Annotated in this window: 2 protein-coding genes (1 of these 2 running past the window's edge); both read left to right on the top strand. The window is 59.6% G+C overall.

Annotated features, from left to right (window positions below; genetic code table 11):
- Nucleotides 1-3,287: the end of a hypothetical protein gene (locus MXE41_RS06615; RefSeq protein WP_247099936.1), read on the top strand. The gene continues 11,278 nt to the left of window position 1, outside the view; only the last 3,287 of its 14,565 coding nucleotides appear in the window; its start codon lies off the left edge, out of view; its stop codon occupies nt 3,285-3,287.
- The gene (locus MXE41_RS06610) at nt 3,274-15,807 is read left to right on the top strand and encodes a hypothetical protein (RefSeq protein ID WP_247099935.1); all 12,534 of its coding nucleotides are present in this window, start codon (nt 3,274-3,276) and stop codon (nt 15,805-15,807) included. Before MXE41_RS06615 ends, MXE41_RS06610 begins: the two co-directional genes overlap by 14 nt.

The following is a 15,807-nucleotide window of genomic DNA, read 5'->3' as shown; positions in this document are numbered from 1 at the left end:
CCCAGGGGGACCAGTCTGCCACCGCCGCTGCCGCTGCATTCTCGCCTTCCTCAGTGGACCAGTCAGCCCCGGACTTCCTGTCTGATTCTCACAGCACCAGTGCTGTCTCTGAGCTCAGTGACAGCGAGGACTACTCAGCTCTGGCTGATGACTTTGGCTCCCTTGATGATATGCGTACCTGGAATATGCTCTCAGGCAATGCCAGGAACAGTGCAGGATCTGCAAGAGCCCGATCTCTGAGCGCTGATTTTGACAGCTGGCTGCCCGGATCTGATGGCGGTACTGTATCGGCCTTTGCAGGGCGTGGAGCCGGTACTGGCAAAGCTGTCAGTGCTGCCGGCTCTCATGGCACAGCGCCATCAGGTTTTACAGAAGGTTCTGGCCAGAGCCCGGCAGGGGCTGCTGGCGCAGCCGTCTCTGGCCCGGGTGCAGGTGGCGGCCGTCAGCGCAGTGGCTCCCCGGCCGCCCGTGCCGGTGAGAGTGGTCCTGGTGCACAGTCAGTAATAGCGTACGGTGCTCAGGCTTTTATCCCGGGCGCTCAGGGCGCTGCAGACAGTGCTTCTTCAGCTATGGATCCATGGGACTTTTTATCCTGGATGCAGCCTGATGATCTCGAGTTTAACGGTGCTGACATTCAGGAGCGCCGTCGCCTTGCCACCACACCTGTGGTCAGCCTGGCACGCGGCCGCCGCCGCACCCGGGCCACTGCTGATACCCTCATCCCTGCAGACAGTTCAGCCGCCTCCAGGGGCACCAGTACAGCTGCACCGTCCTCAGCCGCCACTTCTGGTACTGCACCAGCAGGTGCTGCAGCATCAGCAGGTGACGCATACCGTGGTTATGCCTCGGGCGTAACAGCTGCAGCTGGACATGAGGGCGCTGAGGCTGCCTCTGCCCGCCCTTATGCTGCTTACGGCTCAAATAATTCGGCATACAGCAGCCATAGCGCCCACAGCTCTGATAATGCCCATACAGCTTATGGTGACCATGCTGACTATGCTGCCCCTGGCGTTTATGGCTCCTGTGGCGCACCAGACGCTGCAGGTAATTACCATGGCCAGAGCCCGTCCGACAGCGCCGCTGGCAGTGCCCCAGGGGCTGGTGCCCATCACGGTGCCGGTGCCAGGGAGTCAGACCATCAGGGCGTGGGCTTTGGTAAGGGTCAGCAGTCCTGGCACGAGGCATACCGCCATGGCGGGGCCGGGGCAGCTGCTGCCCGGACAGATACAGGCACAGATGCCTTATCCAGGGATGCAGCATCATCAACTGCAGCAGCCCCAGGTAAGGCCGACAGCAGCAGCTCTGCAGCCACCAGCTATCAGGGCAGTGATGCTATTGCCCGCTGGTTTGCTCAGGCTGACCGTCTGTTAGGTCCTGACTCAGCTAATGACAGCAGTGCCGGCAATGCGGTCGGCGGCTATGCAGGTGGTTCAGCTGCGGCCGGCAGCTCTTCGGCCCGCAGTGTTGGTGCAGGGGATGCTTACGGCTATGGTGCGGGCGCTGCTCCTGGCTTTACAGGTGCGGGCGCCGCTGCAGCCGGTCGCGGGGCTGCTAATTATGCAGGCCAGTCAGGTCCGGCAGGTGGATCAGTTAACAGCAAGGCAGGTCAGGGCATATACAGCCATGGCAGGCAGGCAGCTGCAGGCACGTTCGGGCAGCACGCCTCTGTGGGCCGTGCCGGCTTCTCTGATGGCGCTTATGCAGGCCCGGTCGGTGCCCGTCAGGCCGGTGCCGGTCGTGATGACAGTAAGGTTTATCCTGGTCGTACCGGCCCTGACAGCGCTGTGGGCCGTACCGGCCATGACGGCCATTACGTCCATACAGACTATGGCAGCCATGCGGGGTATTCATATAGCGGAGTTCAGGGCTCTGCTCCTGCTTATGCTCATGACAGCATACGCCCTGTGGGTGATAAGGCCATCAGGATAAGTACCAGCCATTCCCTGAGTAATGACCCTTACTTTGGTGCCGCCTTTGAGAGTGCTGATGCCCCTGGTGGCGCCGGTGGAGCAGACCGTGCTCATGGTGCGACTCTGTCAGGACCATTTGCCCAGGCTGCTTCAGCGGTCCCGGGCAGTGGTATCTACCCTGGTGATGATCTGGCCCTGCAGCCGGTAAGGCGCGGTCGTGGCCGCCCACGCAAGTACCCTCCTCAGGAAAAGAAGGTACTGCCTGTTATCCTTGATGAAAACGGCAATGTGGTCAAAAGAAGCCGTGGTCGTCCGCGCAAGCAGCTGCCACCGGGCCAGCACTATGCCTCTGAAGATGAGCTAATTGCCCTGTATGGTCCTTACTGGCAGGAAGTACTGTCAGGTCAGAGCCCGGCAGCTGACCCACCTCCGGCAGTAAGGCCTCAGGACCACATGCCGGCATATATGCATAACACCAGGGACGCCCAGGCCACTGCAGGCATGGGCTTTGAGCATATGCTCAACCCTGACGGTTCAGCAGTACAGCTGTACGACGAGTACAGCACTGCCGCCATGAGCGCCCACCACGAAGATCTGTCTGACGCTGCCTACCACGGCAGTGCTGCAACGGGTGGCCAGGACAGCTACTCCAGCCATGCAGGCAAGGGCGGCCAGGGTGACCTGGGCAGCGCCCTGAGTGCCAGCCACAGCCATGGCAGGGATGCCGCAGCGGCACAGGGTCAGAGCGTACCAGGGGATTATTACCAGACTGTGTACTCAGGTGCTCAATACTATGACCATGGCCGTGCCCCTCAGGCCCACGAGGCTAAGGCCGCTCAGGAAAGTGAGCATTCTAAGGACGCTCATTCCGCTCAGACAGCTCAGTCCGCTATGTCCGTTCAGTCCGAAATGGGGGCTCAGTCAGCGGAAGCTCAGTCAGCCATGGCAGGACAGCAAGGCCTGTCTGGTGAGCAGGACGCTTCTGCCTCAGCTGTCGCCAATGTCACGGCTCAGACCAACTCTGCCCAGGCCTCAGCAGGCCAGATCTCACTATCCGGGGGTCAGGGGCAGCAACAGCGCCCGGGAGCCAGCCCGGCAACAGCCCCGGCAACACATCGAGCAGCTGCCGGGGCAGCTCAATCGTCCGTGAATGCACAGAGCGCTCACAGCGCTCAGGGCGTTCATGGCAGAGGATCGGCTTCAGCTGGTGCCTCACCAGTCACAGCAGGCGCAGCTGCAGCCAGGCCGTCGTACCTGCAGGGTATCAGCCCTGAGGACGAGCCAGAGGACCAGGAGCAGCACCAGGGCCGTACAGGCCATCAGTCAGTAAACACTAATTCAGGCCAGGATAAGGGAGGCCACCATGACCAGCACTAAATCTGATCGCAAAGCACATCAGGCTGACCAGGTACAGTCCTCCAGTCCTATGCCTGAAAACAGTGAGCTGGATATCTTAAGCCCTCAGGACGCAAGAGAACTTGAAGTTGATCTGAGCACTCAGGCCCGGACAAAAGGAGCATCAGGCTCTGCCCGCAGCGCAAAGGCCGCCAGTGCCACTGAGGCCGCAAAGACAGAAAAAGGCACCAGAACCACCAGGACCAGAAAAGCCGCCTCAGGTAAAAAGGGCCCAGGCGCTGGTGCAGCTGAGCACAGTGCAGATCTCGACCATAGTGCTGCCGCTTCAGGTCAGCAGGCCGCCGTATCTGGAGCCTCAGCGGCTCACACAGATGCAGCTGATTCCCAGAAGGCTGCCGGAGCTGTAGAGGGAGACCATTACAGTGAGGCTGCGTCTTACCTCAGTGGTGGTCGCGTGGCTGGTGAGGGTGATGACGGTGCAGGTTCCGACAACGCAGGTGCTGATGCATCGGCTCAGGCTGAAGGTGAGCGCAAGGCCCGTTCAAAGGGCCGAGCTGCCGCCCAAGCCAATGCCAAAGGCGCTGCAACTTCACAGGAGGATACCGCAGCTGTAGAGGAAGACCATTACAGTGAGGCTGGGTATGACCTCAGTGGTGGCCGCGTGGCTGGTGATGATGGCGCCGAGGGTGATGCTGACAGCGCAGGCGCCGAGGCTTCAGCTGAGGTCTCTGGTGAGAGTAAGGCCCGTCCAAAAAGCCGCTCTGCCTCCAAAGGCAATGCCAAAGGTGCAGCTGCTTCACAGGAGACTGCCGGTGCTGTAGAGGGAGACCATTACAGCGAGGCTGCGTCTTACCTCAGTGGTGAGCGCGTGGCTGGTGTTGGTGATGACGGTGCTGGTGCCGACATTGCAGGTGCTGATGCAACTGCTGAGGGCGCAGGTGAGATTAAGGCCCGTTCAAGGGGCCGCGCTGCCGCCAAAGCCAGTGCCAAAGGTGCAGCTGCTTCACAGGAGGCTGCCGGTGCTACAGAGGGATACCATTACGGTGAGGCTGCGTCTTACCTCAGTTGTGGTCGCGTGGCTGATGAGGGTGGTGACGGTGCTGGCGCCGAGTGTGATGCCGACAGCGCAGGCGCTGATGCATCGGCTGAAAGCGCTGGTGAGCGCAAGGCCCGTTCAAAAGGCCGCGCTGCCTCCAAAGCCCAGGGATGCTCCTTAAAGTCTGGCAAAGCTGCTGACGCGGGCAGGGACTATGAGTGTGCGCTTGATGACCTGTCCTGTGAGTCTGAAAAGGACAGCCCGGCAAAGGCCCAGTCCGCCCGTAGTGACGCCAGGACTGCCAAATCCACTCCTTCTGGCAAAAAGGCCCGCCCGGGCAGCTGCGCAAAGGCAGACCCGTCTGCCGTGCCTGGCTTTGCTCATTCCCCTGCCGGTGCTGACCACAGTGGGGCCGCATACGACCAGGAAGATGATTACACTGAGGACAGTTATGCCTCTGGTGGGGACAGCTGTGCCTGTGACGGGGAACAAGAGAGCGGCAGTGACAGCAGCGCACAGGACAGGCCACGTGCTCTGGGCAAAGGTGGAGCCGGTGGCCCTGCTGCCGCTGGTGGCGGCCGTGCTCAGGACCGCTGCGGCGCTGCATCTGAGGGTGCGGGCAGGCATGACAGCTCTTCAGACATTGATGGTGCGGGTGCAGAGAGTAATCTGGCTGCTGCCACCATGGCAGATTTGCAGGAGCGCAGCGCAGGTGAGATAAGCCGTCAGGGTGTACTGGCAGGAGGACCGGGCGATGCCCAGCTGGTTGCGGCCTCGGCCTGCGAGCGTGAGCAGCTGCTTGATATTACCCAGTTTAGAAACCGTGTGCTCTTTAACCTCGGCCGTGAGTTGCGCTCAGCGGCCCCGGCTCATAACCGTGATGTACTCATGCGCGGCAGTATGACTGTGCAAAAGCCACTTGCTGACCGCCGTCTTACCCTGCTGTCCCTGCCTCCTGAGCAGCTTGAGGTAGTAACCTCATCCCAGCCTCTGCTGGTAGTAGATGCCCTGACCGGTATAGACCTCAAGGCACTGGCCGTAGAGCGTGCCGTATGGCTGTATACCACCCTGACCATGGAGCGCCTGCATGATGCGCGTGCGGCTGTCGCCGGCGCAGATGCCGTGGAGAGGGCTGGGGACAGGGCCATGGGTAGCACTGTGCACGGTGCTGGGAGTGATGCCGGCTGTGGGGCTGTCGGGGATCAGGACGGAAGCGAGCGTGCATCTGAGTCATCAGCTGCTGGCGCGGGCGCTGGTGCAGCCGGAGCCGGGCCTGAGGGCCTTACCGGGGCCGGGGCTGCTGCTGGCCTGGCAAGGCCGGTAAAGGTGCTCATTGTCTCGGGCAGAGCTAATGGCAGTCGTGATTTTGAAGAACTGCTGTGTGAGCATGTGGCCAATCTGGACCTTGCTCACTTTACCGTTTGCGATCAGGTCAATATCACCGGTTCTTTATCACAGTGGGATGTAGTAGTCATAAGTGATGCCACGGCAGTAAGTCCGTGGCTGCTGCACCGTTTTACCGTAACCGAGAGGCCTGAATCTCTCACCGTCTTTATGGATGGTGCCGAATTTATCCATAACATTACCTCTCATGGTGATGAGCCTGTTGAGCATATCCTGGCTCTGGGCATGCAGCCTGTGCTCTCTGATCTCGAGATAGCCGTACTGGGCTATGCCATGGCCCGTGCTGATATCAAAGGACCTGATGCCGACTCTCTTATTGATGATGCCCTGTATTATGCCGAGCACTTCTGCTCTCAGGAGCAGAGTGATTTGCTGGTAGCTGATCTCTACAGCTCCTTAAAGGGTGAGTATTCCAAATCGGTAAGACTGTCCCCGGCTCAGACCCGCAAGCTCAACAATATGCTGCGCTCGCGCCTTAATGTCGACCCTGAGCATCCCGGCCGCTGTGAGCTCAGCAAGGTAAGCCTCAATGACGATGAGCGCACTGCCCTGATGAACTGGCAGCTGCGTCCTCAGACCTTCCTTGAGCAATGCTCTTCAGGTCAGAGCGCCACTGTCTTTACCTCGGCCCTGTCACACTCGGCCGCCTCCCTGGCCCGTGCCTGGCCATGGCAGGCAAGACGCAATGCCACCCGCCGCAATCTGCAGCTCTTTAACGATTTGCTCAGATCCTGTGGCCTTGAGGGCTTTGAGGAGGGCGTGAGTGCAAAGGCCAATAATAGCCATCACAGCTGTGAGTATGGTCTGCACTCAGCAGCCCTGCCGGGCCTGGCTCAGCCTGGGGCAGCCGTATCGGGTGTCCCATTGCCGGGAGCTGCATTGCAAGACGCAGCTGTACCTGGCACTGTATTGCCAGGATATGCCGGTACTGCTGGCGAAGCTGGTAATGCAGGTGGAGCAGGTCTGGCCGGTAGCGTGGGTATTGATGCTCATGCAGCTAATGGAGACAGTGCCTCTGATGCAGCTGATGGCCTCAGCGATGCTCAGGCAGGCTGTGGTGCGGCAGTGACAGCACAGGGGGCTTCATATGCATCTGCACAGGGGGTACAGCCAGGCGCTGCTCAGGGCGGCACAGCTGGTGCTGCGCATAGTGCAGCTCAGGGCGGTGCTGATGGCTTTGCCATGGGTACTGCCGCTGGTTCTGCTGGTTCTGCCGAGGGGACTGCTGTGCCTGGGGATGCTCTGCCTTTATGGTATGAAGGATCACTGTTTGATGAACTGGGTATTACCCTTGAATACTGCTCGAAGGTATTGCACAGCCCTGATGTATTACCGTCGGTGGTGTACCTTGATGAAAAGGCACGCCGTCCGGCTGTGGCTCATGCTCTTAAGGCTGTGCCAGGTGATGAGGTTCAGGCCGGTGATACCGTTTACGATGGTGATTCTGGCAAAAGCGCTGCGCCAGGTCAGAGCGCTGCGTCAGGCGTAACAGCTGAGAATGCTGCGTCTGCCAGGGGCCGTGGTGCCGGGGATAGCGCTGATGCTGGTGACAGCCTCGATGCAGGCATGGCTTCAGGGGGTAATTGCAGGGATAGCGAGGACGGTGAGAATGGTCAGGCAGGTGGTGCCGGTAAGGCAGGTGCCTCAGGTCAGTCAGATTGTGACGACGGTAACGCTGCTGCTGAAGCTGACAGCGCCTCTGGTCTTTATGGGGCTGACGGCTGTGACGGCCTGGGCGGTTTTGACGCCCCTGGTGGTTTGGATGGCATGGGCGGTTTTGACGGCTTTGATGTGCGTGAGAACCTGGATGCCGTGGAGCAGATTGGCTTTGGGCCACGTCAGGCCTGTGGTGCCATCGGCCCTGAGCAGGGCCTTGGGCTGGCCCCTGAGGTTTTGTGCGCCCTGACAGCCGAGCTTGAGATACCTGTATTTCATTCCTTTGCCTTTGCTCTTGCCAGTATGCAGGTGTACTTAAATGCCCGTATGGGCTTTAAGGTAGATGCCACTGCACAAAAAGGATGGTCTGCCTTCGTGCGCCGTAAGAAATGGCGTGCCTTTGCTGATGACTTTGACCGCCGCTGGCTGCAGTGCGTTACCACTCTGCGTGCCAACCGACAGGAGCGCTGTGAGGCTCAGACGGCCCTGCGTCTGCTGACCCTTAATACCACAGCCGCACCATTACTTACCTCTGCCCTGCATAACTTTGCCTCACGCTGGTACCGTGACCACGGTATTGATACCCGCCTGGCTCTTAACAGCGATGAAAGCCACTGGCAGCTCATGGACGCTGCCGCCCGTGCCTGCCTGCTTTCCCAGGCTGATGCCCTTGATGAGGCCTGGGCCCGCAGCCTTGCAGACCATGGCGCCGACAGGAGCACCGGTACCGGCTCTGGCGCCGGCACCGGCGCCGGTGCCGGGGCACGTGCTGCTCATATCGCAGGTGCGGGCGCGGGACCCCAGGCTCTGGCAGGTTCAGCTGTCGGGGCGGGCGCTGGCAGTGCAGCTGTGTCACCTGCCGGTGCGGCTGTGCGTGCTCAGGCTCTGTCCTTTAAGGCCCTGTCGGCCTTTGACCGTAACCGTCTGGCACTGCTGGCCTCCCTTGGGGACTGGTGTCTTGACCATATGGACAGTACTGCAGACGGCAGCTCCTGGCAAAGCTCGAGCCTGAGCTCAGGTGCGGGCGCCCATAGCATGGGCCGGGCTGTCAGTGTTGCCCAGGGCGGGACTGAGCGCCATGCTCAGGAGCGCCAGCGTCAGCTGATGGCCTGGATGCTAAGTAAGGGCCTGACTCCATCACAGTCAGCCACCATGCTGCGCATGGAGCAGCTGCATGAGGCCCTGCTGGCTCTGCAGTCTGCTTCGGCCTGCAGCTGCACCCTGCCTGGTATTTCCTCTCAGGGCAGGGGTCCATGGGGTAACAGCAGCTTTATTGATGGAGCTCCTGGCTCTTTCTACCGTCGCTACGGCCGGAGTCGCAGTGCCAATGTAACTCTGGGCATGAGCCCGGCTGCGCCAGCGGCAGCTGCGGCCAATGCTGCAGCTGCAGCATCAGCTTCAGCATCAGCATCAGCATCTGCTGACGGGTCTGCCCCAGCCAGCTCTGCTATGGATAAGTCTTCAATACTTGCGGCCGGGGCAGCGGCTCGTGCTGCATCAGCAGCTGCGGACCCTGAGGCTAATGTATCACTGCTGGCAGTTTCGTCTGCATCAGCTCAGTCAGCAGCTCCTGCCGGTGCAGCAGCTGCGGCTGCTGATACTGGCGGTCTGCGCCGGGGCGGAGCCGGGGCTGGAGGCTCTGGTATGCGCGCCAAGGCTGACAGTATGTGGGCTCAATGGGAGCGCATGCTTAAGGCAAGGCTGCGCAATGTGTGGCACAGGCCTCATTATGTGCTGCTTGAGCCATCGGTATTAAGCCGCCCTCAGGCTGAGGATCATGCCTGGGGATCACTAAAGCTGATAAGCCATGCCCCTGGTCTTAAAGAAGAGGCCCGTCGTGAGGCTGCCTGCTCAGTGGTGCTCGATGAGAGCAATGAGCTCTTATCCTGCTCCCTGTCCTTTAAGCAGCAGTGGTATGAAGATGCAGCTCTGGATGCTGCCGTAAGCGGCCTTGCTACTCTGGCACAGCGTGCCGCCATCAGCGGCTCGCCTGTACAGCCTCTGGCCGTAACTCCCCGTCGTGGCCGCTCCCGTATCGACGGTAACAGCCACAGCACCTTAATCAGGGCCCTGCAGCAGCTGCCGCAGCGCACCAGCTCCGCCACCCGTGCTGCGGCATCAACCAGCAGCTCAACAGCCTCTGCCATTAATGCCGGGTATGGGCAAGGGGCTCCTTTATCTGCTGCAGGCCCTGCGACAGGCGCAGCTGCCGGGGGCAGCTCCGGACCTGGTGTTAATGACCAGGCTTATGTGACCAGCCATACAGACATGAATGGCAAGGCAGGTCAGGCGGCTCTCAATGACCATGCCGGTCAGCATGACGATGCTGCTCAGCCAGGCAGTGCAGCTAAGGCAGGGCAGGCTTTATCTGGCCTGGTCCCGGGAAGCGGCCCTGCTGCCCCGGCTCTGTGGCAGCAGGGAGTGAGCTTTGAGGGTATTAACAGTGCCGTACCTTTATGGTCGACCCTGCAGGGCTCCTTACTGCCTGGCGCTGCCTGCTGGCAGCCTGATTTGACTACTGCCTGGACCATAAGCTCAGTACAGACTTCCTTTAACGTACCTGGTCTGCGTCCTCTGGCAGCTACCTTAAGCTCACAGAGCTATGACGCTCTGGCCGATGAGGTCAGATCCGGGCTTAATATCCGTACTGAGGCCCAGGGCTGGGCTGGCTGTGCCACCGGTCGTGGCCCAGGCAATACCAGGTTCTGCCCGGATATCAATGGTGGTCAGGTCAGCATGAACAGCTTATCTGCAGCGGCTGATGGCTTTTCAGCCGGGGCTGCTGCCTGGGCCATGACTGGCCATGCCCCTGTCTCTGGTGCTGGTGCTTGCGGAGCTGTTGATTGCGGCACCGCTGTGCCTGGAGCAGGATCGGCTGCAGGTGCAGCTGCTGGAGCTGTCGCCGGGCATTGTTCATTTTCTGCAGCCCAGACTGATCCGCAGTGGAGCCGTCTGTCGCTGACTTCGTCCATGGGAGCATGGACAGTAGCCATGGCTCTGCACTGTGGCAGTGATGTCATGTCCTCACTGCAGCGCAGGTCCCGTGACAGTCTGGATACCATGGAGCTGCGTGATCGTGTTTATTACCAGTCCCAGCTCGACAGCGATGAGGGCAGTGCCACTGTTTCTGCCCATGCCCATGCAGATGCATTGGCTCATGGAAATGCACTGGCTAATGAAGAGTCAGCTGGCTGTGGCAATGAGCTGGCTCATGGAGTGTCAGCTGGCTGCGGCAATGAACTGGCTCATGAAGAGGCGCGGGCCCACGCAGCACACGCAGATGCCCAGTTACAGGAATCTGCTCAGGTAACAGACCATGGCCAGTCTCAGACCATGGCAAGTGCCAGGAGAGGTGCGGCCGGGGCTGCTGGCGGCCGTGGTGCGGCCGCAGTAGCTCAGCGACGCACAGTGGCGCGCAGTATTAAGGGAGCTCCTGAGGAGATTGATGCCGTATCGGTACGTCAGCCGGCCCTGCTGGCTGTATTTACCTCACGGAGGCTTAATGATGAGCGTCGTGAGCATCAGTATTCGCCATGGCGTACCTTTTACAACGAAGATGAAAGCGCATGGCTCAGTGATTTAATGGCAGCGGTCTGTTATAACAGCCGTGATGAGCAGGCTCTGTTAAGCACAGTACTGCTGTGCTCGGATAACAGGGAAATCAGTACTGTGCTCGATGCTGTTAATACTGCAGCTGCCCGCATGCATTACCAGGGTTCAGATGATCTGGGTCTGCCATATCACGACCACAGCCACATTCCGGCCTCACGTCGTGCTCTGCAGGCTGCCGCAGCTCTGCACGGCACCGACGGCACAGCCGCAGCTGCCGGTGCCCCGGCTCCGCTGGACGCACGCGGTGCCTGGAGCTCAGGCCAGACAGGTGTGGTACTGGCCGCAGGAGCTGCACATGCTGCAGGCTATGCAGCTGATGGCGGGACTTACGGCAGTGCTCATGATAGGGACTCTCTGAGTGGCCAGCAGGGGCAGCCTGGTCATAATGGCCCTTACAGTACTCACAGTCAGTCAGCTAAGAGCAGTCATAATGGCCCTTACAGCCAGAGCCGTAATAGTGAGCGTGCCGGTCTGTATGGCAGCCGTACTCAGGCTGATTTAAGCCATGAGTGGACCACCTTCTGGTCATGGGGATCGGATCTCAGTGCTGGCAGGATTGAAGCATCGCTAAGTGCTGCGCTCTTTGCTCCGGGCAGTCAGTCCGAGCAGGCCGTTCTGGCCGCAAAGGCTGCCCGCGATGCTCAAAGCATGACAGGCAGCAGAGCTGACGAACTTTCAGGTGCCGGCACCGGTTCAGTATCAGCCGGGGCACTGGCTGGCGGCACTGTGCCTGCCACTTCGGTCCTTGCAGAGGTTGCAGCTGAGGCTGCAAGACAGGCTCACTATGACGTAAGCGGCCTGTCAGATCTTTATGGGGACAGTGATGTCCAGGACAGGCCGGGCAACCTGGATAACCCTTATAACAGCCAGAGTGACAGTCTGTCAGCTTCTATAGCTGACGGGACGGCTATTTTACTGGCCTGTGGAAAGGGCAGTGGCCTCAGGCCTGGTATTAATCCATTCCCGTCAGGAGACAGGCACAAGAGTGCCGGCCGCCGTGCGGCTGAAGCTGCCAATATGGGCACAGAGCGCTCAGAAAGTCTGATTAAACAGGCTGTACATAACAGTCGTGACCATATGCTCGACTCCCTGGCGGGCCTTATCGACCCGCAACGCCCTCACGGCCCGGCCGAGGCCGGCTGCTTAGCGGCCGTGCCTGGTACACAGGGCTTATCTGAGGCGCAGGGCGCAGATGGCGCGCACAGCTTATCTGCTGCCCATGGTACGTCCGCTGCCCAGGGCGCGTCTGCTGTGGCAGCTGCTGCCTCTGGCGCACAGGGCGACCAATTCAGCTCAGGTAAGCCTGGCATGGCCGAGGCTGCAGGATCTCTAGGGGCTGATTCATCATCTGAGCTGGCCCGGGCCGGTATCTTAAGTTCCGGACCGGCTGCGGCCTATGATCGAGCTGCTGTATCAGAGCATGGGGCTCTGACTTCAGGCTGGGTATCACTGCAGCTGCAGCGTGCTGCGGCCCGTAATACTTACTATCTCTTTGCTCAGACTGGTGGTGAGGGCATTATTGAACGCTCCCTGCTGCCACCTGAGATCCTCGAGCAGCTGGCCCAGCAGGCAGAAGTCAGCGAATCTGTATCCGGCCAGGGGCAAGGCCAGATGCTGGGACAGAATCTGCTTAATGTTCAGGCTCATGTCCAGACTGCAGTAACAGGGCGTAATGTGGCTCCGATCGGCTCCTCTCCATGGCAGCCAGGCAATGGCCTGCAGCCTCTTACTGCCCTGAGTACTGAGCAGCTGTGGCCAGTGATAGTTCCGGCTGCTCCAGGGGATATCAGGGCAGCACTGGATAACAGTGCCGAGTATCAGGCTGCCTGTGACAGTGCCTTTGCAGTATCCCGTGCTGTTTTTGCCAGTTCCGGTATTGAGCAGAGCACCTTAAAGAGCCCTGATAAGGCCATGGTGGAGGCTGCATGTAATGCCTTTGCTCAGGCCGATATGGCGGGCTGTACCTTAAAGCGCAGCAGGTTCTACGCCGGTACCGATGAGGCCGTAGCACATGCCTTTGCGCTGCCATCGCGTGCCCGCAGCCGCCGCGAGCTGCAGCTGCAAAGGCAGTGGCAGTCGCAAGAGCAGCTGCAGGGCAATGAGCAGCCTCAGGGAGATTTCCAGGCTGACCGTAATAAGGACCTGTACTCTTCAGCAGGGCTATACGGTGGAAGCTCTGGTGCTCATGATGAGCACCACGGCACTGCCGCTCGTGCTGCCGCTGCAGCAGGCACTGGCTATGACAGTGGGCAGGATCTTGGACATGAGGGGATGCCTGGCTATCGGCAGAGTCTGCTCAGCGGTATGAATATGACTGACAGCAGCGAGGGTGATGATTACCTCGATAATGACAGTGCTGCTGATGCCATGACCACCCTTTATGCCGGCCTGGGCCCTGACCCTGATTTACGCTATGGCGGAGATGAGCGCAGCCGTGCTCTTGAGCAGGCGGCAGCTGACTTGCGCGTACGCGTAGGTCAGGCTCAGCAGCGCTGCCGTGAGGCTGCTGCTACAGTTAAGACTCTGGCTGACAGGGTAATGGGCCGCTTTTCATCTGTAGAGTTAAGTCAGATTGAGGACACTGGTGATGCCCTGCCTGAGTTTGTGCTGCAGATTGAGGACTTTGTGCCTGATCTCTACAGCCGCTATGCCGTGTTTAACACGGCTGCTGACGACTTTTCCTGGCTGGGCCTGCCTGCAGGCGAGCCAGGTTCCGCTCAGACCAGCATGGTCGCCACCCGCCAGCATGGTACCGCCCAGTATCTGGACTTTATGCTGCGCTATGGTTCTACCCCGGTGCGTACCTCACTGTCAGCCCACAGCATGGAGCTGGTAATGAGCCGTGCCCTTAATGCCCAGTTGCGTTCCTCATCACACCAGACCACGGTATTGCGTCATATCTTTGAGCTCTACCGTCTGACTCTGGCTCATCTTGAGACCAGCTCTACCCCGGCAGCCCTGCGCCGCTACTATGCCAAAGGCCTGAAAAACGTGGAGCGTGCCGCTGTGGACTTCCTTGTAGAGCTCATTACCAGCCTGATGCGACCACAGCCTCTGCCAAAGCCTCAGCTACAGCCTCAAGGCCAGGCTCAGCCAGACGCGCATACCAGTGCCAGGGCCAGGGCCGGGGCCATGGCCATAGCCAGTGCCCCACAGGCCCGACCTGATCTTATGGGCAGGGCTCATGTTTATGAGCAGGGCCATGCCATTGGTGTCAGTGGTGTGGCCCAGTGTGATGCCGTACAGGGTCAGGCCCTGCACCGCATTAACAATGTAGTAAGTGCTCCGGCTGCTGCCATATTGCGTGAGGCTGAAAGCTCACTGAGCTCAAGGGTGTATTTTGGTGATGACAGTAATGCAGCTGCCCGCTGTGCAGCTGGCATTACCATTAATCCTGAGGTCAGATCCGGTTCACAGGATCAGCAGTGCCACAGCAGCCATGATCAGGGCTGGTTCAGTGCTGAGCAGCAGAATCAGGCAGCAGCCCAGCGCATGCTGTGTGAAGAGCTCATGCTCGAGAGCCATTATGAGCAGTTTAATGAGTACACTCTGGTAGCTTTTGAGTTTATGGACAAGCTCAGAAAGGAGCTCGATCTGGACAGCTTTGACTGGGGTATCAATTTAACCACTGCAGGTGAGGACTATGTCTATGTCAGGGAGCGCAATGAATTAAGCCGCCGCCGCGCCTGCGGTGAGGAGCCGTCCGGTGTTCTTGACTGGCAGCTGCTGCACAGCCTGCTGCCTGAGCAAAAGCAGCGCTGGTTTATTACCAGAGTGCTTGAGGTCAGCTCCTGGCTTGATAACAGTCATGCCCGTCGCAACAGCGGCTACTTTGAATACGCGGGCGTATTATCGCTTAAGGACCGCATTACCATGGCGGCCTTAAGCCCTGACTTTATGACCGGTGCCGTCACCGTGCTGAGCAGTCTGATGGCCATCAACAGTCCGCTGGCCCACAGCAGGACCGCCCGCCGCTTTGACGCCATCATGGCTCACAGCTTCAGACTGCCCCAGGAAGGCCGTCTGCCAGCCCTGCCGTCAGCAGGAGCTGACGAGCAGGCCCTGGCAGCATCGGCAGCATCTGTTGCCTCAGGTGAAGAAACAGCCTGTCTGAGCCAGCATCAGCTTGAGCGTATCAGGAACTTCTTTGTCTCCCGTGCTATTACCATGGCTGAGCAAAATGATGACAGCCGCCGCAGCATTGAGCTGCAGCTGCTGGCGCCTTCGGCTCATGACCGTGTTATTTGTCTGCTCTGTGCCCAGCATCTGTCAGCGCTGCATCCACTGTATGAGAATATGCGTGATGAGATGATTCAGGCATGGCTGCCAGCTCCGGGCTCTGACCTCCACGCTCTGGCCGACAAGGTAAGAAAAGACAGAGAGCTTGCCCGTGAGCAGATTGCAGCGCGGGCTCCACAGGGCAGCGTCAGCTCCCGTCCATCGGAGCTTGCAGAGGTGCTGGAGGTTAATGATGGCTATGATGCTGCTTATGGACAGATGCTTGAGGCGGTAAGCACTGCGCTGCAGGATGACTATGAGGTATTTTCAAGTGAGCTTACCCGTGCTGCAGCTGCCCGTACCCGCTTTAAAATCAGTGCTGAGGAAATCAATATCAACTTCTTCAGCCGCCTCAATCAGGAGCATGTCGATCGTATCTGCATTATGCTCGGCCCTGATGAAGTGCCTAAGATGAAGGAGCTGGTACCGGTAGCCGGTCTGGCACGCTCTGAAGTCAGAGTGGTGCACTGTCATGAGAAGATCACCACCGGTTTGAGCCAGGTAACAGGCACAGCCCTGACCATGCATCAGGAACTGATCCGCCGCCTGAGCTGA

This window comes from Anaerobiospirillum sp. NML120449, assembly GCF_023051105.1.
GTDB lineage: Bacteria > Pseudomonadota > Gammaproteobacteria > Enterobacterales > Succinivibrionaceae > Anaerobiospirillum.
Note: the sequence above shows the minus strand (reverse complement) of the source record. Positions and strands in the feature narration are given on the sequence as shown.

What these genes read in the sequence shown, in the direction of transcription:
- MXE41_RS06610 (WP_247099935.1), top strand. Translation starts at nt 3,274, where the DNA reads ATGACCAGCACTAAATCTGATCGCAAAGCACATCAGGCTGACCAGGTA.